The sequence below is a fragment of the Serratia sp. HNCC26DJ244 genome (assembly GCF_057180565.1).
The window spans coordinates 19,642-45,070 of sequence record NZ_JBXUGO010000024.1 but is presented as its reverse complement, the minus strand read 5'-3'; the positions used below and the strand labels follow the sequence as shown (position 1 = coordinate 45,070).

The 25,429-nt window shown below is 47.9% G+C and carries 23 protein-coding genes; 14 read left to right on the top strand and 9 right to left on the bottom strand.

The features are described from left to right. Positions 1-24 precede the first annotated feature (24 nt). From acpP to yceD, 7 genes are all read right to left on the bottom strand, one after another. Positions 25-261: an acyl carrier protein gene (gene acpP / locus AC2A06_RS16415; protein ID WP_004719003.1), complete on the bottom strand. Its 237-nt coding sequence runs from the start codon at positions 259-261 to the stop codon at positions 25-27. A 154-nt stretch (positions 262-415) separates the two neighbouring features. Continuing rightward, positions 416-1,150, bottom strand: coding sequence for a 3-oxoacyl-ACP reductase FabG (fabG, locus tag AC2A06_RS16410; RefSeq protein WP_023492218.1), 735 nt, complete (start codon positions 1,148-1,150; stop codon positions 416-418). A gap of 16 nt (positions 1,151-1,166) precedes the next feature. After that, positions 1,167-2,096 carry an ACP S-malonyltransferase gene (gene fabD / locus AC2A06_RS16405; protein WP_484380978.1) on the bottom strand — a complete coding sequence of 310 codons (930 nt, stop codon included), beginning with the start codon at positions 2,094-2,096 and terminating at the stop codon, positions 1,167-1,169. An 18-nt stretch (positions 2,097-2,114) separates the two neighbouring features. Further along, entirely contained in the window at positions 2,115-3,068 is a 954-nt protein-coding gene (locus AC2A06_RS16400) for a beta-ketoacyl-ACP synthase III (RefSeq protein ID WP_484380977.1), read from the bottom strand. A gap of 6 nt (positions 3,069-3,074) precedes the next feature. Next, positions 3,075-4,109: a phosphate acyltransferase PlsX gene (gene plsX / locus AC2A06_RS16395; protein WP_484380976.1), complete on the bottom strand. Its 1,035-nt coding sequence runs from the start codon at positions 4,107-4,109 to the stop codon at positions 3,075-3,077. Positions 4,110-4,121: 12 nt separating this feature from the next. Then, positions 4,122-4,289: a 50S ribosomal protein L32 gene (rpmF, locus tag AC2A06_RS16390; protein ID WP_004943042.1), complete on the bottom strand. Its 168-nt coding sequence runs from the start codon at positions 4,287-4,289 to the stop codon at positions 4,122-4,124. Between the two features lie 16 nt (positions 4,290-4,305). Then, the gene (gene yceD / locus AC2A06_RS16385) at positions 4,306-4,827 is read right to left on the bottom strand and encodes a 23S rRNA accumulation protein YceD (RefSeq protein ID WP_484380975.1); all 522 of its coding nucleotides are present in this window, start codon (positions 4,825-4,827) and stop codon (positions 4,306-4,308) included. 141 nt (positions 4,828-4,968) lie between these two features. Here yceD and AC2A06_RS16380 point away from each other — a divergent pair, with 141 nt between their 5' ends. Continuing rightward, positions 4,969-5,550, top strand: coding sequence for a Maf family protein (locus AC2A06_RS16380; RefSeq protein WP_484380974.1), 582 nt, complete (start codon positions 4,969-4,971; stop codon positions 5,548-5,550). 3 nt (positions 5,551-5,553) lie between these two features. Here the strand turns inward: AC2A06_RS16380 and rluC are convergent, their stop codons facing one another. Then, positions 5,554-6,516 (bottom strand): 23S rRNA pseudouridine(955/2504/2580) synthase RluC, encoded by a 963-nt coding sequence (rluC, locus tag AC2A06_RS16375; protein ID WP_484380973.1) that lies wholly within the window; start codon positions 6,514-6,516, stop codon positions 5,554-5,556. Positions 6,517-7,131: 615 nt separating this feature from the next. Here rluC and rne point away from each other — a divergent pair. From rne to AC2A06_RS16350, 5 genes are all read left to right on the top strand, one after another. Beyond that, a complete protein-coding gene (gene rne, locus AC2A06_RS16370) occupies positions 7,132-10,413 on the top strand; it encodes a ribonuclease E (protein WP_484380972.1) in 3,282 nt (1,093 codons plus the stop codon). Between the two features lie 240 nt (positions 10,414-10,653). After that, complete coding sequence (gene pyrC / locus AC2A06_RS16365; protein WP_484380971.1) at positions 10,654-11,706, top strand: dihydroorotase; 1,053 nt, start codon at positions 10,654-10,656, stop codon at positions 11,704-11,706. A 79-nt stretch (positions 11,707-11,785) separates the two neighbouring features. Continuing rightward, complete coding sequence (gene dinI, locus AC2A06_RS16360) at positions 11,786-12,025, top strand: DNA damage-inducible protein I (RefSeq protein ID WP_023492207.1); 240 nt, start codon at positions 11,786-11,788, stop codon at positions 12,023-12,025. Positions 12,026-12,282: 257 nt separating this feature from the next. After that, positions 12,283-12,537 (top strand): biofilm formation regulator BssS, encoded by a 255-nt coding sequence (gene bssS / locus AC2A06_RS16355; RefSeq protein WP_037386300.1) that lies wholly within the window; start codon positions 12,283-12,285, stop codon positions 12,535-12,537. Between the two features lie 478 nt (positions 12,538-13,015). After that, a complete protein-coding gene (locus AC2A06_RS16350) occupies positions 13,016-13,639 on the top strand; it encodes a LuxR C-terminal-related transcriptional regulator (protein ID WP_484380970.1) in 624 nt (207 codons plus the stop codon). 10 nt (positions 13,640-13,649) lie between these two features. Here AC2A06_RS16350 and AC2A06_RS16345 read toward each other — a convergent pair whose 3' ends face one another. Next, a complete protein-coding gene (locus AC2A06_RS16345) occupies positions 13,650-14,708 on the bottom strand; it encodes an AI-2E family transporter (protein WP_023492570.1) in 1,059 nt (352 codons plus the stop codon). A 775-nt stretch (positions 14,709-15,483) separates the two neighbouring features. Here AC2A06_RS16345 and AC2A06_RS16340 point away from each other — a divergent pair. The 8 genes from AC2A06_RS16340 (at position 15,484) to AC2A06_RS16305 (ending at position 25,308) form a co-directional block, all read left to right on the top strand. Next, on the top strand, positions 15,484-16,038 hold the full coding sequence (locus tag AC2A06_RS16340; RefSeq protein WP_484380969.1) for a cytochrome b: 555 nt from the start codon (positions 15,484-15,486) through the stop codon (positions 16,036-16,038). Positions 16,039-16,062: 24 nt separating this feature from the next. Beyond that, positions 16,063-16,647 carry a YceI family protein gene (locus AC2A06_RS16335; protein ID WP_484380968.1) on the top strand — a complete coding sequence of 195 codons (585 nt, stop codon included), beginning with the start codon at positions 16,063-16,065 and terminating at the stop codon, positions 16,645-16,647. 232 nt (positions 16,648-16,879) lie between these two features. Beyond that, positions 16,880-17,974: an NADH:flavin oxidoreductase/NADH oxidase gene (locus AC2A06_RS16330; RefSeq protein WP_484380967.1), complete on the top strand. Its 1,095-nt coding sequence runs from the start codon at positions 16,880-16,882 to the stop codon at positions 17,972-17,974. A 510-nt stretch (positions 17,975-18,484) separates the two neighbouring features. Continuing rightward, positions 18,485-19,408: a Kdo(2)-lipid IV(A) acyltransferase gene (locus AC2A06_RS16325; RefSeq protein ID WP_484380966.1), complete on the top strand. Its 924-nt coding sequence runs from the start codon at positions 18,485-18,487 to the stop codon at positions 19,406-19,408. Between the two features lie 22 nt (positions 19,409-19,430). After that, positions 19,431-19,715: a YciI family protein gene (locus AC2A06_RS16320; protein WP_023492576.1), complete on the top strand. Its 285-nt coding sequence runs from the start codon at positions 19,431-19,433 to the stop codon at positions 19,713-19,715. 227 nt (positions 19,716-19,942) lie between these two features. After that, positions 19,943-21,496, top strand: coding sequence for a peptide MFS transporter (locus tag AC2A06_RS16315; protein ID WP_484380965.1), 1,554 nt, complete (start codon positions 19,943-19,945; stop codon positions 21,494-21,496). A gap of 338 nt (positions 21,497-21,834) precedes the next feature. After that, entirely contained in the window at positions 21,835-23,556 is a 1,722-nt protein-coding gene (locus AC2A06_RS16310) for a potassium/proton antiporter (RefSeq protein WP_023490747.1), read from the top strand. Between the two features lie 291 nt (positions 23,557-23,847). Further along, a complete protein-coding gene (locus AC2A06_RS16305; protein WP_484380964.1) occupies positions 23,848-25,308 on the top strand; it encodes a TrkH family potassium uptake protein in 1,461 nt (486 codons plus the stop codon). The last annotated feature ends 121 nt before the right edge of the window (positions 25,309-25,429 follow it).

The window sequence follows — 25,429 nt, the reverse complement described above, 5'->3', positions numbered from 1 at the left end:
GAGTGACCGCCTAGATATGTTCGCTTACTGTTGGCTAGCGTTGATAAAATCAATTGCAGCTTGAACAGTAGTGATCTTCTCAGCTTCTTCGTCTGGAATCTCAGTGTCGAATTCTTCTTCCAATGCCATTACCAGTTCAACGGTGTCAAGAGAATCAGCACCTAAGTCTTCGACAAAAGAAGCATTATTCAAAACTTCTTCCTGCTTAACACCCAGTTGCTCAACAATGATTTTCTTAACGCGTTCTTCGATAGTGCTCATACTCTTAAATTTCCTATCAAAACTCGCTTTCGCGATGGTTTTCGTAGTTTATAAAAAGTTAAAAAAGATGCAACTAAAACCCGGCTGCTCAAACCATGATTTTACGCTATTTTGCGGTTTTTCCCGCAAATAACGCAAATAGTTTTCACATTTTTTAAATCATGTACATGCCGCCATTGACATGTAACGTTTCACCGGTGATGTAACTCGCCTCGTCAGAGGCTAAAAATGCAACGGCGCTGGCGATCTCTTTAGCATCCCCAAGTCGGCTAGCCGGAACCTGTGTCAAAATGCCAGCACGTTGATCTTCTGTCAATGCCCGCGTCATGTCTGTTTCAATAAAACCTGGCGCCACGACGTTGACCGTAATACCACGTGAAGCGATCTCACGTGCCAAAGATTTACTAAACCCTATCAAACCCGCTTTGGCTGCCGCATAGTTGGCTTGCCCAGCGTTACCCATCGTCCCCACAACGGAACCAATGGAAATAATACGACCAAAGCGTTTTTTCATCATTGCGCGCATTACCGCTTTTGACAGACGGAATACTGAAGTCAGATTAGTGTCAATAATCTCCTGCCACTCTTCATCCTTCATGCGCATCAATAGATTATCACGGGTAATACCGGCATTGTTGACTAAAATGTCGATTTCGCCAAATTCTTCACGAATTGAGGCCAACACATGGTCGATAGATTGTGCATCCACAACATTGAGCATATACCCTTTGCCGTTGTTGCCCAAATAGTTACTGATCGCTTCAGCACCACTCTCGCTGGTTGCAGTGCCAATAACTTTAGCGCCACGCTCAACAAATAATTCGGCAATGGCCCGCCCAATACCACGGCTTGCCCCCGTAACCAGAACAATTTTTCCTTCGAAGCTCATCATTTTCCTCTTTTCTTTATTGGCCTAGTGCTGCAGCCAGGCTGGCAGTATCATTTACCGCAGCGGCTGCCAGAGTGTCAACAATGCGTTTGGTTAACCCTGTCAGCACCTTACCTGGACCCACTTCCAGCAGCAGAGTTACCCCATCTGCGGCCATAAATTGTACGCTTTCAGTCCAGCGTACCGGGTTATATAACTGCCGCACCAACGCATTACGAATAGCGTCTGGTGAAGTCTCGATGCGCACATCAACGTTATTGACGACGGGCACCTGAGGTGCACTGAACGTCACCGCTTGTAACGCTACCGCCAGTTTATCAGCCGCTGGTTTCATCAATGCACAGTGGGAAGGAACGCTCACAGGAAGTGGTAAGGCACGTTTTGCACCAGCAGCCTTACACGCTGCCCCTGCACGTTCTACTGCCTCTTTCTCCCCAGCGATCACCACCTGACCTGGTGAATTGAAGTTTACCGGTGAAACCACCTGCCCTTGAGCCAACTCTTCACAGGCTTTGGCAATAGATTCGTTATCCAAGCCAATAATGGCATACATGGCGCCAGTACCTTCAGGCACCGCTTCCTGCATCAACTTACCACGCAACTCCACCAAGCGGATAGCAGCGGTAAAATCCAACACCCCAGCACATACCAGGGCTGAATACTCACCCAAGCTATGCCCGGCCATCATGGCAGGCATGTTACCGCCCTGCTGTTGCCAGACACGGAAAATAGCCACACTGGCAGCCAACAACGCTGGCTGTGTCTGCCAGGTTTTATTTAGCTCTTCCACCGGGCCCTGTTGCACCAATTGCCATAGATCATACCCCAACGCGGCTGAAGCTTCACTGAACGTCTGTTCCACAATGGGGTACTGCGTAGCCAAATCAGCTAACATACCAACGGTTTGTGACCCTTGGCCTGGGAAAACAAAAGCAAATTGCGACATATCTATCTTCCTGTCAAATCAAAAACGAACCAGCGCCGAACCCCAGGTAAAGCCGCCGCCGAAGGCTTCCAACAACACCAGTTGCCCACGTTGTATCCGCCCGTCACGTACTGCTTCATCGAGCGCTGCAGGAACGGAAGCCGCTGACGTATTGCCATGACGATCAAGCGTCACCACAACCTTATCCATTCCCATGCCCAGTTTTTTTGCCGTCGCGCTGATAATACGTAGATTTGCCTGGTGCGGAACCAACCAATCCAGTTCACTACGTTCAAGCTGGTTAGCCGCCAGTGTTTCATCGACAATATGCGCTAATTCCGTCACCGCGACCTTAAAGACTTCATTCCCCGCCATGGTTAGATAGGCCGGTTTTTCCGGGTCCTGGCGATCATGATACGGTAAGGTTAGCAGGTTGCCATAGCGACCATCCGCATGCAGATGAGTAGAGATAATACCCGGCTCTTCAGAGCGCCCCAATACCACCGCACCCGCCCCATCACCAAACAGGATCAGGGTGCCACGATCTTCTGGGTCGAGTGTCCGTGACAACATATCAGAACCGATCACCAGTGCATGTTTCACCGCACCATTTTTCACATACTGATCGGCTACACTCAACGCATAGGTAAAACCAGCACAAGCGGCTGCAATATCGAAGGCTGCACAATCCTGGATCCCCAATAACTGCTGCACTTGGCAAGCCGCACTGGGGAACGCATGGCTTGAACTGGTGGTTGCCACCACGATCAAACCGATATCTTCTTTAGCCACACCGGCCATTTCCAATGCCTTAGATGCGGCATGGAAACTCATGGTTGCCACTGTTTCGTCTGGAGCAGCAATACGACGCTCACGAATACCAGTACGGGTGACAATCCACTCGTCAGTGGTATCCACCATTTTTTCTAAATCGGCATTGGTGCGTACTTGTACCGGGAGATAACTCCCCGTACCGAGAATCTTAGTATACATGTACGATCAGTCACTCTTGGGTAATACAGTTTCAAGGCGCGCAGCAATCCTGTCTGGAACTTGCCGCTGCACCGCTTGTGCCGCCTGCTCAATAGCAACGGCAAATGCGCGTTGATTCGCTGCACCGTGGCTCTTGATTACAGTTCCCCGTAATCCTAACAGACATGCGCCATTATACTGGTCTGGGTTCAGATGACCGAAACGTTTTGCCACCTTTCTTTGCAGCCATTGGCCTAACAATTTCAACCACCATGACGTCTTCCCCCCTTCGGAGGATGACTTTAAGAGTGACAATAACACTCTTATCACGCCCTCCATGGTTTTCAGGGTGACATTACCGACAAATCCATCGCAAACCATGACATCGGTTTTACCGGTGAGCAATTCATTCCCTTCCAGGTAACCAATATAGTTGATTGCTGGCGTACTTTTTAGCACGCTTGCCGCTTTGCGGATATGATCCAGGCCTTTGGTCTCTTCCTCACCAATATTGAGCAAAGCAACACGTGGTTGCGCAATACCCAATACCGCCTCCGCCATCACCGAACCCATCACGGCAAATTGCACCAACATGGTACTGTCGCATTCCACGTTGGCTCCCAGATCCAACAACACGGTTTTACCGTGCTGCTGGTTAGGTAACACCGTCATCAAAGCGGGTCGTTCAATACCATCGAGCGGCTTGATCAATAATTTAGCCAAGCCCATCAACGCACCCGTGTTACCCGCACTGACACAAGCCTGTGCATCTCCGCTGTTAATCAGCTCCAGCGCAACTCGCATCGAAGTCCCACGGCTGGCACGGATCGCTTGTGACGGTTTAGCATCACCAGCAATCACCGATTCGGCAGAAATAACCTGCAAACGCTTCAGTAATAACGGGTCAACGGTGGTGAGTAACGGAGAGATAGCGTCGGGATCACCGACCAAAAGAAGATGAAGCTGTAAATTAGAAGCCAGTGCCTGCAGTGAAGCAGGCACCGTAACGCAGGGACCGAAATCCCCGCCCATTGCATCTAACGCCAGGGTTAGACGAGCCAAGATATCGCTTACTTAGCCGATAACCTTGCGACCGCGGTAGAAACCGTCGGCAGTGATGTGATGGCGACGATGAGTTTCGCCAGAAGTCGCATCGACAGACAATGTGGTTGTGGTCAGGGCATCATGTGAACGACGCATACCACGCTTGGAACGGGTTGGTTTGTTTTGTTGTACGGCCATGGACCTTACTCCTTGATTACTTACGCTTTAAACTGGCTAATACGGCAAATGGATTAGGTTTCTCCGCCTCTGCAGGCAGCTTGCCAAATACCATGTCCGCTTCGGACACTTCACAGTGTTCAGATTCATGTAACGGAACGACAGGCAGTGAAAGAATGATTTCATCTTCAATCATTGCCAGCAGATCGACTTCACCAAATTCGTCAACTTCGATCGGCTCGTACGCTTCCGGTAATGCCTCAGCCTGTTCATCATTGACGACCGGGCTAAAACAATATGTTGTGTGGACCTGATGTGCAAACGGCACACCACAGCGCTGGCACATCAACGTTACCGCGACATCCGCATGCCCTGTTATCACCGCTAGACGTTGGTTGTCGATATTAAACGACAACTCGACTTCGACATCACAATCCACACTGACCACAGAATCGGCAATACGTGTCACCTGCTCAGGAGTATAAACACCTGCATAATCCAGGCGCTTCTGAGCGGTACGTACCGCATCAATGGTCAAGGGTAATTTTACCTTTTGCATAGGGCGCGCATATTAACTTTGTAACGACTTAGAGTCAAAGAAAAAGGCCATAAAATGGCACCTTTCACCAATATTCGCTTCCAGAGCGGCAGACAGTTTAAAATGTGTGACCTCTTTGCGCTATGGTTTGTGGAAAAAATAATGCAACCCATCTTACTGGCTTCAACCTCAATATATCGCCAACAACTGCTGGAAAAATTGCACCTGCCTTTTATTTGTGCCGCCCCGCAGACTGATGAAACCCCGCTTGCGGGGGAAAATGCAGAAGCGCTGGTATTACGTCTTGCCGCAGCAAAGGCGCAGTCTTTGGCCTTGAGCTACCCGGATCATCTGATTATCGGCTCTGATCAGGTTTGCGTTATCAACGGCAAAATCACCGGCAAACCCCATACCGTCGACAATGCCTGCAAACAATTACACCATGCTAGCGGTCAACGGGTGACCTTCTACACTGGGTTAGCGCTTTACAACAGCCGCAGCAGACAATTACAAACCCTATGCGAGCCTTTCCATGTCCATTTTCGTGAATTAACTGCCAGTGAAATTGCTACCTATGTTGAACGGGAACAACCGCTCAACTGTGCGGGTAGCTTCAAAAGTGAAGGATTAGGCATTGCGTTATTTCAACAACTCGAAGGCCGCGACCCAAATACACTGATTGGCCTGCCGCTGATTGCATTATTGGCCATGCTACGGGTCGAAGGCATCAACCCGCTGGCATAAAGATTATTTTTTAGCGGCCTGCGCGCGCAACACTTGTAAGCAATGACGTAATTCGTTATCCATTGGTGCTTCGATACGAACAGTTTCACCACTGGCAGGATGTTCAAAACGCAGCATGGCCGCATGCAAGAACAAGCGTTTCAGGCCTGTAGCCGCCAACTGACGGTCAAATTCCCGGTCGCCATAGCGATCATCAAACGCGATAGGATGTCCAGCATGCAAGCTGTGCACACGAATCTGATGTGTGCGCCCCGTGATTGGGCTGGCCTTTACCAAGGTGGCATGGCCAAAGCGCTCTTCAACCTTAAAACGGGTTTCCGACGGTTTACCTTCACTGTTAACCCGCACAATGCGTTCACCACTTTGCAAAATATTTTTCAGCAACGGTGCCTGTACCACCTTGCAATGGGATTGCCACTCCCCCCGCACCAGCGCCAGATAATCTTTCTGCATTCCTTTTAAACGTAATTGTTCATGAAGGGAACGCAACGCTGACCTTTTCTTGGCCACCATCAATACGCCAGAGGTATCACGGTCCAGCCGATGCACCAATTCAAGAAAGCGGGCTTCAGGACGTAATGCACGCAACCCTTCAATCACACCAAAACTCAAGCCACTGCCGCCATGAACTGCGGTGCCGGAAGGTTTATTCAACAACAACAGATGGTCATCTTCATAAAGGATGCAGTCCGCCAACGCGGCTACTTTATCCAGCTTGGCAGAAACCGGGGCATCTTCACGTTCGGCAACACGTACCGGTGGAATACGCACCACATCACCCGCCACCAATTTATATTCAGCCTTAATGCGCCCTTTATTGACCCGCACCTCGCCTTTTCGCACAATGCGATAAATCATGCTCTTAGGCACACCTTTCAAGCGTGCAAGCAAAAAATTGTCGATTCGCTGACCGGCTTCATCATCAGAAATCGTGATTAACTGTACTGTCGGATTGGTCGTTTTCATGGTGCGAGATTCTAAATAGAGCCAGTGAATAGCGCCACCTCTTTTTATGTGCTTAACTACAATCTATACCTTGCTTTGTTCAGCTTGTTGTCAACATGAAGCAGTTTGAAAAGTGGCAGGTAGAGACCCAAGCTTCATACAAGCTACAGGTCATTTGGATACTACAAGACCCCGTCAATTGTAAGGTTGTCGGCGTCATAAGGAAAAGTCATCTTGCTATAGCAGTACCAGCAATGGAATAATGCAGGAACTTTCCGTGCTGATTCCCATTAACATGGGGAAAATTGTGGAATTATATAGTTTGTCTGATAGCACAAAAGCGCAGCAATGGCGTAAGACGCAATGTGAAATCAAACAATTAGCGGGCTGCGGGTTGCAGCTTGGCCGCTAGATGGAATCAGATCTGTCAACATAAGTCAGAGGCTATTCCCAAAGTTAAAAAGCGCTGTTTTTCAAAAAGAAATTCAGGCTTGCCGAAATTATGCGCCCCTATGCAAGCGACAACCGTGAGGTTGACGACTTTGCGAGATGACACGGGGTTTTCGGTTGAACACGGCCATGAAGTGATTGTGCCCGCAGCTTTGTCGATAATGTAAAAATAATGAGTAAGTTAAGATGAAAAGAATGTTGATTAACGCAACTCAGCAGGAAGAGTTGCGTGTTGCCCTTGTAGATGGACAGCGGCTGTATGACCTGGATATTGAAAGCCCTGGCCACGAGCAAAAAAAAGCAAACATTTACAAAGGAAAAATCACCCGTATTGAACCCAGTCTTGAAGCCGCGTTTGTCGATTACGGCGCAGAACGACATGGTTTCCTCCCTCTGAAAGAAATCGCTCGCGAATACTTTCCCAATAATTACTCCTCTCATGGCCGCCCAAACATCAAAGATGTATTGCGTGAAGGTCAGGAAGTCATCGTTCAGGTTGATAAAGAAGAACGTGGCAACAAAGGGGCCGCTTTAACGACCTTTATCAGCCTGGCAGGTAGTTACCTTGTTCTGATGCCTAACAACCCACGCGCTGGGGGCATTTCACGCCGCATTGAAGGTGACGACCGTACCGAACTTAAAGAAGCACTCTCTTCGCTACAACTACCAGACGGCATGGGGTTGATTGTGCGCACTGCAGGTGTGGGTAAATCTGCCGATGCATTGCAATGGGACCTGTCGTTCCGTCTCAAACACTGGGAAGCCATCAAAAAAGCGGCTGAAGGCCGCCAGGCCCCTTTCCTGATCCATCAGGAAAGCAATGTGATAGTCCGCGCGTTCCGTGACTATCTGCGCCCAGACATCGGTGAAATTCTGATCGACAACCCTAAAGTTCTCGATCTGGCCAAAGAGCATATTGCTGCACTGGGTCGCCCGGATTTCACTAGCAAGATCAAGCTTTATAGTGGTGAGATCCCACTGTTCAGCCATTATCAGATTGAGTCGCAAATCGAGTCGGCCTTCCAGCGTGAAGTGCGCTTGCCTTCTGGTGGTTCCATCGTTATCGATACCACTGAAGCCTTGACCGCCATTGATATCAACTCTGCCCGAGCCACTCGCGGTGGTGATATTGAAGAAACCGCTTTCAATACCAACCTGGAGTCTGCAGATGAAATTGCGCGCCAATTGCGCCTGCGTGACTTGGGTGGCCTGATCGTTATCGACTTTATCGATATGACACCGGTTCGTCATCAACGTGAAGTAGAAAACCGCCTGCGTGACGCGGTGCGTCAGGACCGTGCCCGTATTCAGATTGGGCGTATTTCCCGCTTTGGCCTGTTGGAGATGTCTCGCCAGCGCCTCAGCCCATCATTAGGTGAGTCCAGCCATCATGTGTGCCCACGTTGTACTGGCACCGGCACTATTCGTGATAACGAATCCCTGGCTCTCTCTATTCTTCGTCTGATCGAAGAAGAAGCACTGAAAGAGAATACCAAAGAAGTCCACGCTATCGTTCCAGTTCAAGTGGCATCTTACCTGTTGAATGAAAAACGTGATGCTGTCAGTGCGATTGAAAAACGCCAAGGTGGTGTGAAAGCGATCATCGTGCCTAATGATCAAATGCAAACACCGCATTATTCAGTGCTCCGTGTGCGTAAGGGTGAAGATACCCCAACACTGAGTTATCTCTTACCGAAGTTGTATGAAGAAGAGATGGCACAGCCGCAAGAAGATGCGCCGATGGAGCGCAAACGCCCGGAACAACCGGCATTAGCCTCCTTTACACTGGCAGCCGAGGCACCACCATCAACTGACGACCCTGTTATCAGTGAACCAGCAGCAACGGTTAAAACAACCGTTAAAACAACGGTTCAAACAACGGTGTCCGCAACAACTACTGACAAACCTGGGTTGTTAAGCCGCCTGTTTGGTGGCCTTAAATCGATGTTCTCGGGTGTTGATGCGCCAAGTGCAGACAAACCGGCAGAAAGTCCGGCCCAGGAAGAGAGCGACAACCGTCGTCAAGACCGCCGTGGTCAACGACGCCAAGGCCTTGGCCGTAATAATAAAGGTGAGCGCGGTGATCGCAATCGTGGCGAAGGTCGCGATAACCGTGAATCGCGTGACAATCGTGACAATCGTGACAATCGTGACAATCGTGACAATCGTGACGAACAGCGTAGAAATAATCGCCGTAACAGCCAGCAGAATGCGCAAGCTACCGTCAACAGTGAGGTTCAACCTACTGAAGAAGCAGCGAAACCGCAACGGGATGACCAACAACAGCGTCGTGAACAACGCCCTGAACGTCAACGCCGCCGTCAGGACGAAAAACGCCAATCCCCGCAAGAAGTCAAAGCGATCGAAAGTGCAGATGTGGTGATCATCGCTAATGACGAAGAGCAAGAAGATCGTTACCAGCAGCCATCACAGCGCCGCCAACGCCGTCAGCTCACGCAGAAAGTTCGCGTTCTGTCGGTAGAGGAAGAGCTGCACCGTGCAGCAGAAGAGTTACTGGCACCTAAAGCGCCTCAGGTTCCGGCAGAAGAAAAACACCTTCCGGTGCAAGAAGATAGTGTGAAGCTGCTGCCACAGGCAATCGCAGAGCCGTCTACCGCTAATGCACCAGCCGATCACCGTGATCGCAATAATGCTGAAAATGGTATGCCGCGCCGCTCTCGTCGTTCGCCGCGTCATTTGCGCGTCAGTGGTCAGCGTCGTCGTCGCTATCGTGACGAGCGCTATCCAACCCACGCACCAATGCCACTGGCTGGCGGGTTTGCCTCACCGGAATTAGCTTCAGGTAAGGTCTGGGTAAGCTATCCAATCGTACAATCGGTGCCATCGGCTGAAGTTCAGACTGAAGCCACAACCGAAAACGCAGCAGTGGTAACAGAATCACTAACCACTTTACCGGTCATGGTTGAAATGGTCTCCGTGCAACAACCTGTTGTCGATACCGTTGAGATCCAGCCAGTTGTGGAGGAAGTCCTTCTGCCTGCAGCCACTGAATCAGTAGTGACTGAATCAGTAGTGATAGAAACAGCATCGGTAGAAGTCATCGCTGAAGTACCGAGTGAAAACGTGCTGGTTGAAACACCGGTTGCCATGACAACATCGCAACCCGTCGAAGCAGAGGTTACAGTAGTGACTACTGAACCAGAAGCAACAACAGTAAGCGAAGTTATTGCGTTGCCAGAACAAGTACTGCCAGAACAAGCAATGCCTGTTGTGGTTGAGCAAATAGCGCCAACACCGGTTATTAATGCACAACCAGTGCTGTATAAGCACATAGCAACCGCGCCAGTGACTAAAGCACCGGCACCGGCTTACCAAGCGGAAGTGGTACCCGCGAGTGACTGGCAACGTCCTGCCTTTGACTTTACAGGTAAAGGTGCCGCTGGTGGGCATGCAGCTGTCAATAAAGCGATTGCACCGGCTACCAAGCCACAGCCGATTAATGATTAAGTTATACGGCGTGCTCGCATAGCCGTTTAACGGCAAATGACCTTAACCCGCCCTGAACCAGTCTGGTCAGGGCGGGTTTTTATATCTACCGACACAGACCGCTCTCATCTATGTCGCTAAGAACCCATTATCAACAAATAGATGCATCGCAAGCCATTTCCGCTTATCCTTACACCCCGGCGTAAATAACCCACAGTTACGCGCTTCTATTCAGCCTTTTAACTGCCGGAGCCCCACCCTATGACAGCACAACCTCAAACCCTGAAAATCCGCCGTCCTGATGATTGGCACCTCCATCTACGTGATGATGACATGCTGAAAACGGTTCTACCCTATACTAGTCAAGTATTTGGCCGGGCAATTGTGATGCCAAACCTGGCCCCCCCCATCACTAGTGTTGCCGCAGCATTAAGTTATCGGGAACGAATTATGGCCGCCATCCCGGTGAATCATCATTTCAAGCCCTTGATGACTTGCTATTTGACTAATTCACTGACAGCGGAGGAATTGGCAAAGGGTTTCGAACAGGGTGTGTTTACTGCAGCTAAACTCTATCCTGCCAATGCGACCACCAACTCCAGCCATGGTGTCAGTGACGTTAAAGGGATTTATCCTTTATTCGAGCAAATGCAGAAAATGGGGATGCCACTGCTAATCCATGGTGAAGTGACTGATAAACATGTCGATATTTTTGACCGAGAAGCCTATTTTATCGATCAAGTAATGGAACCTATTCGCCGCCAATTCCCTGAATTGAAAATCGTTTTCGAGCATATTACCACTAAAGAAGCGGCGCAATACGTATTGGCAGGCGACCGATTTCTGGGAGCAACCATCACCCCGCAGCACCTGATGTTCAACCGTAACCATATGCTGGTTGGTGGTATTCGCCCTCACCTGTTTTGTCTCCCAATCCTCAAGCGTAACATTCACCAAGATGCGTTATGCCAGGCTATTAGCAGCGGGTCAGACAGATTCTTTCTGGGAACGGATTCTGCTCCTCATGCAAAGCATCGCAAAGAATCAAGTTGTGGTTGTGCTGGTGTTTTTAACGCACCGAATGCCATTGCTGTATACGCGACGATCTTTGAACAACTGGGCGCATTGGAGCATCTGGAAGCCTTTAGTTCTCTCAATGGCCCGCGCTTCTATGACTTACCCGTCAACGAGGATTTCATCGTGTTACAGCGGCTACCCGTTAGCCAACCAGAGGAAATTACTTTAGATAATAAAGAAGCGATTGTGCCTTTTCTGGCTGGTGAGAACATTAATTGGTCAGTGGTTGATTGCTAATATTTTTCATCTTGATTTATACTTGCCTCCATCATTCATATACTGTATAAATAAACAGTCTTGAATGCTGGGGGTTACCATGCGTGTTGAAATCACTATTGATAAAACCAAACCACTGCCACCAGGAGCAATTGAAGCCCTGACAAACGAATTCAGTAAGCGGGTGAATCGTCAATTTCCTGACGCCGCAGTACAAATTCGCTATGCCAGTGCTAACGGGCTCTCGGTGTTGGGCGGTAATAAAACAGAGAAAGAGCTGATCGCGGAAATACTTCAGGAAACCTGGGAAAGTGCCGACGATTGGTTTACTGCAGAGTAATTCTGCCATGTAGTCGTTGTTTTGCCGGAGGTCGCTCTTCGGCTTTTTTATTTTCTCTAATTCGCCCTATACTCTAAATAATTCGAGTTGTTTGTAGGTGGCAAGTCCGCTCACACCCAAGCAGTTTGAAGAATGACGAGTATAAAAAGATCCACACCTGAATATTGACGCTTATACTGTAATAACTCATCTCAACGATGATATGCACTGCTCCTCGTAACTAACCTATGCTTGTCACTACTTGATAAGGGGTCTCTATGGGCAGAAATGATGAAGTAATACAAACACATCCACTGGTTGGCTGGGATATCAGCACAGTCGATGTTTATAATGCCATGATGATTCGCCTTCATTACCTATCTTCACAAGACCAATCAGCCGAAGAGGCACAAGTTGACCGGACGCTTTGGCTAACCACGGATGTTGCCCGCCAATTAATCAATATCCTTGAGGCTGGCATCGCCAAAATTGAATCAACCGATTACCAAGATCTTGACCGAAGAAAACATTAATTTGCCCCAGCGTCATTCAAGTTGCAGGTAGTAGTAATCCAGTAAGAGCGCCTAAATGGCGCTCACTAGATTGTTTGCTCTTGCACCTTGAATCGCTGCTAAAAGCCAGTAAAATTACAGGGCGGAATAACTGCACGTAATAGAGTAACAGGTAGGAGTTAGGCATTTTAGCAGCTAATACAATGCAGCCACTTGAATAGACTAGGTATGTCTACCAGGTCAGTACCTCATCATATCGATATCTGGGAAAACCTAATTCGAAAATAACCTAGAATTGAGTAGCGTCTCCATCTTGTAACGCAAATTATTTGTAGTATAGTCTGCCGTCAGGATACCCAGCTATCGCATCAGGATTCAGGATTGAACATACTGCTGCATAGGGAGTGATCTAAACCTGTATAATCTGCAGGTTTATGCTGGTTGGCACTCACCAGCGACTTACATGTAATAAAAATATACTACTAACAAGGATGTCAGTATGAAACTGCTCGTTATGGATGAATGTGGCTTCACTCGTTTGGGGGTCGCCAACTGCTTTACTGATCATGTCTTCGCTTCTGTGACCTGTTGCCAAGACATTCAATCTGCGCTGTTGCTATTAGCCAACATCAAACCTACCCATATCCTGGTGAACTTAACCGATTACTGCCGGTATAGTGAAAATAACCCGCTGATTCAGACCTTTTTCAACGCAGCCCGGCAATCAACACTGTATATCTACCTTGATGCACCTTATCCCTACAGCGATATGCCAATGCGAATTGCCGATAACACCTTTATGTTCAATAAGGCGGCGATGCTTGACGTATTGAGTTTATTGCGTGATAGACCGGTTAGCTTAATGAACAATGGGTACTATTCACTCTTCAGCCCACAAGAACTCGCGGTAATGAGATATTGGATGTCTGAAATACCCAACTATCGCATTGCCAAAAAGCTGGATATCAGCACCCATACTGTATATGTACATAAACGTCATATCACCGAAAAGGTCAATGTTCGTAACCGGTTAGAATTTTACTCACTGTATAATGTGTTACGTTATTTTTATCCATCAACCGCCACGTTAACCCAGCCTGCGATGGAATTGTTAGCCGTGTAATCACGGCAACTTATTCTGCCGCTGTTTCTTTTTTTACCTGCCCATCCCCCAGGATCACCGCTACTTTATAGCCCCCGTCCATCGTTTCCAACGAGATGCGGGCAATCATAGTCAGTGGCACCGATAGCAACATACCCACTGGCCCCATCAACCAGCCCCAAAAAATCAGCGAAAGAAACACCACCAATGTAGAAAGCCCGAGCCCACGTCCCATAATACGCGGCTCCACAATATTACCGATAATCAGGTTAATCAGGATATATCCCCCAGCTACCGCCAGTGCATCAGCAAATCCATTAAATAACAGCGCCTGAATCAGCGGTGGGATAGCCGCAATGACAGAACCAATATTAGGAATGTAGTTGAACATAACGGCCATCATGCCCCAGATAAAGGCAAAGCGTACCCCAATCCAACTCAGAAAGCCCCAGACAATCAGCCCTGTCACCAAGCTGAACATAGTTTTGATCACCAAGTAATGTGTAACCCCTTTCAGGGCACGTTTGATGGTAACCATTCCTTCTTTAGGTTTATCCAATGCCTGCTGGAGTTTGAAGGGCAACACCTTGACTTCAAACAGCATAAAAACCACGGTCATCATTAGCAGGAAAACACTGGTCATCACCCCGGAAAGTTGGCTTAACAACCGGGTCACCAGATTCATCGTGGTGCCAGGATCAACCAACTTAATTATCGCATCAGCCGAAAAAGTCAGGTCGATATTGAAACGTTCAGCGTAATATTGCAGATCATGCAACTTTTCCAGCATTATCCCGCGGTATTGTGGCAATGTCCGTGCAAACTCATTCAGTGATGAGGCAAGCATACTGATGAATGTAAACAATATCACCACTATCGCCATCACTATCAGCATCACCCCTAATCCTCTGGGTACCCGCCAGCGTTCCAACAAAGCGACTAACGGATTCAGCACAATCGCCAGGAATACCGCTAGCAAGAACGGTACGACGATATCTGCAGCCGCCTTTATTCCAGCAAGGATCACCACCAACATCGCCAGCATTATCAGCAAACGAAGTTTACGATCATTAAACTCAACGTTATTCATTTGATTTCCTTGCGTCAAAGGCCTGCAGATTCAAGAGCTCGTCTATTATACACATCACATTCACATTGTGAGGGATTGACTGCATTACTCGCCCTGACAAAGTCACTCGAGTGACGTTAAGTGGTAACTTGAGGCAAATTATCTATACTCGCCATACTTCAAGCTGCTTAGGTACTGGCTGCGGTTACTCGTCTCATCCATGCGACTCGCCGCTAATGGGGCCAACGCAAGCGTTGTACAAATCAGTCCTGACCGATTTGTCGCTCAGTTGCTACCTACAAGCAACTCGAATTATTTAGGTTATAGAATGAATAAAATGGACAGCTGTTAATTTTTAACCTAATAAAAAATCTAATTCCTTGAGTGACTACAGAGATATTAACCTTACCACCCTGTTTCCTTTGGTTCTCGTTCAACACCGATTTAATTAACCACTTATTAATTAGCGTGCACAGTAACATTTACTTAAAAAAACAAAATATGACAATAAAACACATTCGGCCGTCCTGTATCATCCCGCTTATAATAAACCGGTGGAAAATTTATAAAATGAATAATTCAGACAAAGATCGAGCCGATCTCAAAAAACAACCCCCTTATAGGCTCCGCCTAAAAACAACCCATTACCACATTTATTTGACCAACTTAACCATGACTTGGGCAAATAAACTGAATAAGAAAATTTAAAAGTCAATAAAACACATTTAATTATTGCATTACCTTTCATTCATATATAACTATTAGCCAGCAACTGTTGACACCAAAAGGAATTATTATGCTTTGGAGAAATACTGCCCATCGCTTTGGGTTCATTTCTATTCTGCTTCATTGGTCGGTAGCCCTTAGCCTGTATGGCATGTTTGCTTTAGGCCTCTGGATGGTAACACTCGGTTATTACGATAACTGGTACCACCAAGCACCAGAAATCCACAAAAGTATCGGTGTTATACTGTTTATTGTTCTGGCCATTCGAGTAATTTGGCGTTGGATTTCACCACCACCGAAACCACTTGATAGCTATAGCCGTTTTACCCGCATCAGTGCCACCCTAACTCATATTGCGCTATACATTATTCTGTTTGCTATTTTGATCAGCGGCTACCTTATTTCCACCAGTGATGGCCAGCCGATTAGTGTTTTTGGCTGGTTTAATCTACCGGCACTGCTGACCAATTTACCGCAGCAAGCAGATACTGCAGGAACAGTCCATCTTTATCTTGCCTGGGCCGTTGTCGTACTTTCGGTACTACACGCTTTGGCAGCAATTAAACATCACTTTATCGATCGTGATGTCACTTTAAAACGGATGCTGGGTCACAGCGCCGATTAACCTCTTGGCTATTTGGAGATTGTTATGTTGTTAAAGAAAAAATTATTGGGCCTTGTCACTGCAGCCCTGTTATTAAACACAGGCTCGGCCTTGGCAGCCAACTACAAAATAGATAAGCAGGGTCAACACGCATTTATTGAATTCCGTATTCAACACTTAGGCTATAGCTGGCTCTACGGATCCTTCAAAGACTTTGATGGTAGCTTCACTTTTGATGAAAAAGATCCCGCTCAAGATAAAGTTAATGTCACCATCAATACCGCCAGTGTAGATACTAACCACGCAGAGCGAGACAAACACCTACGTAGTGGTGAATTCCTTAACACAGAGAAACACCAGAAAGCCACTTTTGAGTCCACTGAGGTGAAGAAACAAGGTGAAGACTATATCATCACCGGCAACCTGACACTGAATGGCGTCACCAAGCCAGTCACCCTCAATGCCAAATTGACGGGTCAAGGTAACGATCCATGGGGCGGCTACCGTGCTGGCTTTGAAGCAGCAGGGAAAATCAAACTGAAAGATTTTGCCATCACCACTGACCTCGGCCCAGCCTCGCAGGAAGTTGAACTGATCATCTCCGTTGAAGGTGTGCGCGAGAAACAGTAATCAGGCAACGGCTCAAAAAAGCGTATCTAGTCACGTTTAATCAAGTTGCAAGTAGGACAACACCAGCAAGCATCGGCATTAAGTAAAACCGATGACTGGCATCAGTGCCCTTCTTGCAACTTGCACCGCAGCAAGTACCAGCAATATTCATTGACCCCCCGCCCACTCAGGTGTAATTAGAGCATACCGCCTGTTAACCAAAATCACGGTTTTGACCAATCACAAGGACATTATGAGCCAACTTTTTACCCCCATTACCCTAGGCGCCTTACCGCTACCTAACCGCATCATTATCGCCCCTATGTGCCAATATTCTGCCGATAATGGCAAAGCCACTCCATGGCACACTATTCACCTGGGAAATCTGTCCCACTCTGGTGCGGGTTTGCTGATTGTTGAAGCCACGGCAGTTGCGCCAGAAGGGCGCATTTCCGACAGAGATCTCGGCCTATGGGATGAAACAACCACGCAGGCACTGGCGGATGTGGTAACAGCGGTAAAAAAATACAGCCGCATGCCACTGGGTATTCAATTAGGCCATGCTGGTCGTAAAGCCTCATGTGCTGTCCCTTGGCAAGGTGGGGGACAAATTTCGGCAACTGAAGGAGGTTGGCAAACGCTTTCTGCTTCCGCCCTGCCCTTTAATAGCCAGGATCAAATTCCGCAAGCCATGAGCCTGGAACAAATCCAGCAATTAAAGGCGCAATTTGTCGCCGCCGCACAACGTGCTGATGGTATTGGTTTTGACCTCATCGAAGTACATGCCGCGCACGGTTACTTGCTCCATCAATTCCTGTCACCACTGAGCAACCAGCGTACAGACCAATACGGCGGTGGTTTAGCAAACCGGATGCGTCTACTACTGGAAATATTCAGCGAAGTACGCCAGGTACTCCCAGCACATAAAGTGCTTGGTGTAAGAATTTCAGCCAGTGACTGGGTTGATGGCGGCTGGGATGAGCCGCAGTCTGTTGAATTAACAGCCGCATTAAAACAACTGGGATGTGACTATATCCATATTTCCAGCGGTGGACTTTCCCCTCAGCAACAGATCCCTATCGGGCCGAACTATCAGGTCCCCTTTGCTGAAACTATCAAGCAGAAAGTTGGTATGCCCACCATCGCTGTTGGGCTGATCACCGAAGCTGAACAGGCGGAAGCGATTGTCGCCACCGGGCAGGCGGATATGGTGGCACTAGGCCGTGGTATTCTTTATAACCCGCGTTGGCCATGGCATGCCGCAGCAAAATTAGGGGCCAATGTAAAAGCACCGCCCCAATACTGGCGCTCAGAGCCACAAGCGGTGAAAGGATTATTTAAAGAGTAGCGACTGTGAATTGGGCATTGAGTTCTCAGCTCCTCAGTGCCCACCTGTAAGAAGGATGACCGGTTGCTACCCTTACGACAGCCACGCAGCATTAAACACCATAGCCAATCGCCAGTTCATGGCGCTCTCGACAATTTATATTGCCTATCTTAATAAAACATTACTTAATCCTTTTTTTTCCAACAAACAGGCTGAGTAATGCTGTTGTTTTTCCCGTTACAGAGAAAAAATGTCACAATATAGAGGATAAATAGCAGACGAATCATCATATACACCGAATCCTTTCTACGTGATGGATTTTGTTGTTCCTTTAGCAAAGTAACCGGTCTATAGCCTGATTGATGACGTTGCCCAAAAAGCAACCGAACACAATAAACTGGTGACCAGGGCCAAGCTCAAAGGTGGATCAAGTAAACCTGGGGCAATGAGTGCCCCCGTATTAGAAAATGGCCAGGTGTATACGATTTCTCTGCAATAAGTGTTAACTGATTGCTTCTAAGCTGAGAAACTATGACGCAAGTTCCTACCTTCAATCGTTCGTTACTCCATCTGCGCTATTGGCTCACTTGGTTTGGCATTGGTTTGCTTTACCTGCTGGTTATGCTTCCCTACCCGCTCCTCTATCAATTGGGGACGGGGCTAGGTCGCTTCTCCATGCATTTTCTCAAGCGCCGAGTAGCAATCACACAGCGTAACCTTGAGCTCTGTTTTCCGCAGATGACAAGCGTTGAGCGTGACGCATTAGTCAGGAAAAACTTTGAATCCGTCGGAATGGGATTACTTGAAACCGGTATGGCCTGGTTCTGGCCCAATTGGCGTATCGAGCGCTGGTTTACTGTCACGGGCCTGGAACAGATACAAAAAGCGCGGGATAACCAGCAAGGTGTTCTGCTGATCGGCCTGCATTTTCTGACGTTGGAATTGGGCGCACGTACCTTTGGTATTTATAATCCAGGAATAGGTGTCTATCGCCCCCATGACAACAAACTGATAGATTGGCTACAAACCTGGGGACGTATGCGCTCCAATAAATCCATGCTGGATCGTAAAGATATTAAAGGGATGATCCGCGCCCTGAAACAAGGCGAGATTATCTGGTACGCCCCCGATCATGACTACGGCCCACGCAGCAGTGTCTTTGTTCCCCTGTTTGCTGTAGACAATGCCGCGACCACCTCCGGTAGCTACATGCTGGCACGTATGGGTAAACCGGCAATTATTCCCTTTACTCCACGGCGTCTACCCCACGGCCAAGGTTATGAACTTATCATTCAACCTGCGGTAGAAAACTTTCCGCTGGATAACGAACTTGATGCTGCCGCCTTTATGAACAAGGTGGTTGAAAAAGAGATCCTGTTGGCACCAGACCAATATATGTGGTTACATCGCCGTTTTAAGACCCGCCCAGCGGGTGAGCCTTCTCTTTACAACTAACAACCTGACAAAAGGAAACACCATGTACATCATCAGCCTGACCTACCACCGCCCAATTGAAGAAGTTGACGGGTACCTTGAACAGCATGTCGCTTGGTTAAAACGCTATTTTGCGCAAGGGATCTTTATGGCTTCGGGTCGTAAAAATCCCCGTACCGGTGGTGTGATCCTGGTTAAAGAGATTGAGCGAGCACAGTTGGATAAAATACTGGCAGAAGATCCATTTAATGCGGTAGCCCATTATGAAGTGACTCATGTGGCTATCACTACCACATCTGCTGGGTTTGAGGCCTTGTCTTGTCTGTAGAGGTATAGTCTGTAGAGGTATAGTCTGTAGTGACATAGCCTGTAGTAGCACCGTCTGTAGTAGTAACTTCCCTACGTGAAGTATCAACAAATAATCACCTATATCGAACATCCGGCCAATGGCGAGGTGAAATTCGCCATACCGTCGCCTATGCTATAACTTGAGCACCAACAGATTTACAACAATATTCGCTTCCCTTGTGCAATACATTACCCTGGAATAACGTTATGCAATCCTCTGTTAATCAACAACAAAGCCGAACCTTTTTCGGCCACCCCTATCCACTCCGTTCGCTTTTTTTCACCGAGATGTGGGAACGATTCTCTTTTTATGGCATTCGCCCACTACTGATCCTGTTTATGGCCGCCACCGTTTATGACGGTGGGATGGGGTTAGCACGAGAAAATGCTTCGGCAATTGTCGGTATCTTCGCTGGCAGCATGTATCTGGCCGCATTACCGGGCGGTTGGTTGGCCGATAACTGGCTCGGCCAGCAAAAAGCGGTCTGGTATGGTTCGATTCTAATCGCACTGGGGCATCTCTCCATTGCCTTGTCAGCCATTATGGGTAATGACCTGTTCTTCATCGGCTTGATGTTTATCGTGCTCGGTTCCGGCTTGTTCAAAACCTGTATTTCGGTGATGGTCGGTACCCTCTACAAACAAGGGGATGCCCGCCGTGACGGTGGTTTTTCTCTCTTTTATATGGGTATTAATATCGGCTCTTTTATTGCCCCGTTGATGACAGGCTGGTTACTTCGCTCACACGGTTGGCACTGGGGCTTTGGTATTGGCGGTATTGGCATGTTGGTTGCGTTGGTTATCTTCCGCCTATTTGCCGTACCTGCTATGAAGCGTTATGACAGTGAAGGTGGTCTGGACTCAACCTGGAATCAGCCAGTAACAAAAAAACGCGGTGTCGGCCGCTGGATTGTGGTATTCGCCGCCGCTATCGCATTGGTCGCCACACTACTGGCACAAGGCATCATCACCATTAACCCGGTGACCATTGCCAGCACCTTGGTTTATGTGATTGCTTCCTCGGTAACATTATATTTTATCTATCTTTTTTTCTTTGCCAATATGAACCGTAGCGAGCGGGCGCGGCTGCTGGTCTGTTTTATCCTGCTGCTCTCTGCGGCTTTTTTCTGGTCTGCTTTTGAACAGAAGCCAACTTCATTCAATCTATTCGCCCAAGATTATACCCAGCGAATGATCGGTGATTTCGAAATTCCAGCGGTCTGGTTCCAGTCTATTAATGCACTGTTTATTATTTTGCTGGCCCCGGTGTTCAGTTGGCTATGGCCAGCATTGGCACGCAACATGATTCGCCCTAGCAGCATTACCAAGTTTGTTATCGGCATTTTATTTGCTGCGGCAGGCTTTGGGGTGATGATGCTGGCGGCACAACAAGTACTCAGTCATGAAGGCGCTGGTGTATCCCCACTGTGGCTGGTAAGCAGTATTCTATTACTGACGTTAGGCGAGCTCTGTTTAAGCCCGATTGGGTTAGCAACCATGACATTACTGGCACCAGAAAGAATGCGTGGCCAAATGATGGGCCTGTGGTTTTGTGCCAGTGCACTTGGCAACCTAGCCGCTGGCCTGATTGGTGGCCATGTGAAAGCCGACCAATTAGACCTGTTGCCTACCCTGTTTGCTCGTTGCTCCATTGCTCTGGTTATTTGTGCTGCGGTTCTTATGCTGCTCATCGTACCAATTCGCCGGATGCTAGCGAATACACAAAGTAATAGTGACCCTAATTCAACCACTGATGCTTGATTGCTGATAGTCAGACCTATTCAAGCTAGCGCTTGCCGTTACGCGGCTCATTGATGAGTCGCGTAACTCAATTCCACCGATATTGGTCTCGATTCAAGTTCGTTTATCGCCTCTCAATGCCGCTTGAATCCATACACTCATGTAAATATATCCAATTGATAATTATTGATAAAAATAATAAACATGCTCATTTTATGCTTTTCAAATAAAATAATAGGTAAATAGGCAATAAATACACCTAATTTTTACAATCATCCTTGGCACTTTACTGGTAAAACAGGCTATTATGCTGCTCTATTAGCCCCCTCTCTTAGTCCTTTTTGCAGGAGAATATTATCTTGGATGCGAGTACAATCAACAGTTTGTTCATCATCGGTGCAGTGTTGGTGGGCGCAAGCATTCTTCTTAGCTCTTTCTCATCTCGTTTAGGCATCCCGATCCTGGTAATCTTTTTGGCAATTGGCATGCTAGCTGGCGTTGATGGCCCTGGTGGCATCATTTTTGACAATTATCCTATTGCCTACCTGGTCAGTAACCTGGCATTAGCCGTCATAATGCTTAATGGCGGTATGCGCACTCGTGTCAGTTCATTCCGTGTGGCACTGTGGCCCGCCTTGTCATTAGCGACAGTGGGGGTTCTGATCACAGCCGGGCTCACAGGTCTGGCTGCAGCCTGGTTGTTTAATATCGACCTGATCCAAGGGTTATTGATTGGCACCATTATTGGCTCTACCGATGCCGCCGCCGTATTTTCCATGTTAGATGGCAAAGGACTGAACGAACGCGTCAATGCAACATTGGAAATTGAGTCTGGCAGCAACGATCCTATGGCAGTGTTTCTCACCATCGCACTCATCGCCATGATTTCTGCCGGAGAAACCTCGTTTAGCTGGCTATTCCTGGTTCAATTATTGCAGCAGTTCGCTCTGGGGGTGATATTCGGGCTCGGTGGTGGCTGGTTATTGCTGACGTTAATCAATCACATCAAACTCGCTGAAGGGCTATATCCCCTGCTGGCGGTGAGTGGCGGCATCTTGATCTTTGCGTTGACCACCGCACTCAATGGTAGTGGTATTCTGGCTGTCTATTTGTGTGGCTTAATGCTCGGCAACCGACCGATTCGCAACTATCACGGCATTATGCAAACATTCGATGGCTTGGCCTGGCTAAGCCAGATTGGTATGTTCCTGGTCTTGGGGTTACTCCTTAATCCACGGGAGCTGCTGCCCATTGCCCTCCCGGCGCTGCTTCTCTCGTTGTGGATGATCCTGTTTGCCCGCCCCATTTCGGTGTTTACCGGTTTACTGCCGTTTCGCAACTTTAACCTGCGTGAGCGCCTGTTTATCTCTTGGGTAGGGCTGCGTGGCGCCGTTCCCGTGATCCTGGCGGTCTTCCCTATGATGGCTGGCCTGCCCAACGCCAGCCTATTCTTTAACGTCGCTTTCTTTGTGGTATTGGTTTCGCTACTGTTGCAAGGCTCTACACTCTCCTTAGCCGCTAAAAAAGCTAAAGTGGTTATTCCCCCTACATTGGCGCCTTCTTCCCGCGTCGGGCTGGATATTGATCTCGAAAACCAATGGGAACAATTTATTTACCACTTAACCGCCGAAAACTGGTGCATTGGGGCGGCAGTACGTGAACTGAAAATGCCCCAGGGGACGCATATCGCGGTATTATTTCGTGATAATGAATGGCTGCATCCAACCGGCAGTACCCGCTTGCAGCAAGGTGATGTGTTGTGTGTCATTGGCCACGAACACAATTTACCTGCACTGGGTAAACTATTCAGTCAGGCGCCGAGTGTCACCCTTGATGACCGTTTCTTTGGTGACTTTGTTCTACAATCTGATGCCCTGCTGAGTAATATATCGCAGATCTACGGCCTTAGTTTTCCAGCGGAGATCGACGAACAGCAAACACTTGGGCAGTTTATTGCCCAACAGATCGGCGGGGAAGCGGTCATCGGTGATCAGGTGGAATGGTCGGGTTTAACCTGGACCATCGCAGAGATGGACGCCAACCAAATCAGCAGAGTTGGGGTGAAAATTACCACTGACTAGCAACGGCTTGCTCACCATGACCTGACTATGACGATATATGGGTTATACCGCCAACTGCAGGGGGTTTCGTTAAAGCCTATTCCCTGCAGCTTGGCTGCCGACATTGCCAGCAACATCTGCCCGCAACATCACCCCGCCAGATTAACAACCGCCACTGATAACAATGAGCGAATGGTGGATGTTTCGCTCTGAACCTCTAAATCTTTATACTTTTCACATCAGTTGCATTATCCTTCAGCGCAAGGCTCATAAATGGTGTTCAACTGCCACTGACGTAATACGCATAAAACTATGGTCAATAAAAAGCAAACATTAATCGTTATTAACTTATGCAGTTTTTTAGTTTTGCTCTATAGCCTTTCCATGATCCCGCCGATGCTCATTGCTCTCATTTATAAAGAGAAGAGCCTGTTTTCATTTTTTTATACGTTGATCATCTCCAGTTTGGTCGGCGGGCTATGCTGGCAGATAACGCGCCAGAAAAAAGTTCAATTGCATACCCAAGATGGTTTTTTAATCATTGTACTGTTCTGGGTATTCTTCTCTCTGATAAGTGCGCTGCCATTGTGGATAGATAACACACTAAATATCAGCCTTACTGATGCGATGTTTGAGGGTGTCTCTGGTATCACCACCACCGGTGCCTCAGTTCTCAGTGACCTGAATAAGGTCCCGAAATCTATTCTTTATTACCGTGCTCAACTCAATTTTATCGGTGGTTTGGGGGTTATCGTCTTAGCTGTGGCAATATTACCGCTGCTGGGGATAGGGGGCAGTAAGCTATACCAATCTGAAATGCCCGGCCCATTTAAAGAAGAACGGCTCACGCCAAGGCTGACCGATACGGCTAAAACCCTGTGGTCAACCTATATGCTGCTTGCCTTGCTTTGTGCCTTGTCATTCCGTATTGCAGGTATGCCATGGTTTGACGCTTTGTGCCATGCCCTTTCTACGATTTCACTGGGGGGGTTTTCCACCCGCAACGAGAGCTTGGGCTATTTTAGCAGTGCGCCAGTAGAGATAGTGGCGGGCGTCTTCTCCCTACTTTCAGCAGTCAACTTTACGCTTTACTTTGTGGCCGCCCAACGCCGCAGCTTGATGCCATTATTTAAAAACACTGAATTACGTTTCTTTTTATTTATCTTTACGACGATTGCCGTGATTGTCTGCACTCAGTTAGTGAATTCAGACAGGTACCCATCACTAGAAGCCGTCGTCCATGGTTTTCTTCTTACCGCCTCAATGATGACCGACAATGGCTTGGCAACCGGGGATTATGCCACCCTCCCCTCCAACACAGTGATTTTACTACTGGCAGCCAGTTTCTTTGGTGGTTGCGTCGGTTCGACTTGTGGCGGAATCAAGGCTCTGCGCTTCTTGATCATGTACAAACAAAGTCGGCGTGAACTCCATCAGTTATTACATCCCAATGCAGTTCATATCATCAAAGTGGGCAGTTCCCCGATACCCGATCGCGTATTACGTTCAGTATGGAGTTTTTTCTTTCTCTATATCTTTTTCAGTTGTTTCTTTATATGGGCGTTAAACTCGATGGGCTACGACTTGATGACCTCTTTTGGCACCGTCGCGGCTTGTATTAACAATATGGGATTGGGAATCGGTGAAACGGCCGCTGGCTTTGGGGTCTTAAGTTCACCAGCAAAATGGTTGATGTGTGCAACTATGCTCTTTGGCCGTTTGGAAATTTATCCTATTCTTATTTTGTGCTCACGCACGTTCTGGCGCTCCTGAATAACCTCACTGGAATCTTCAGCAACATGCGTTTGTGAAACTGAGCTCATTCCTGGTAGCGGTGCTGCCGGAGTGAGTTAGCAGCGTACAGTGAGTTACTTGAGGCAAAATATGAAAAACA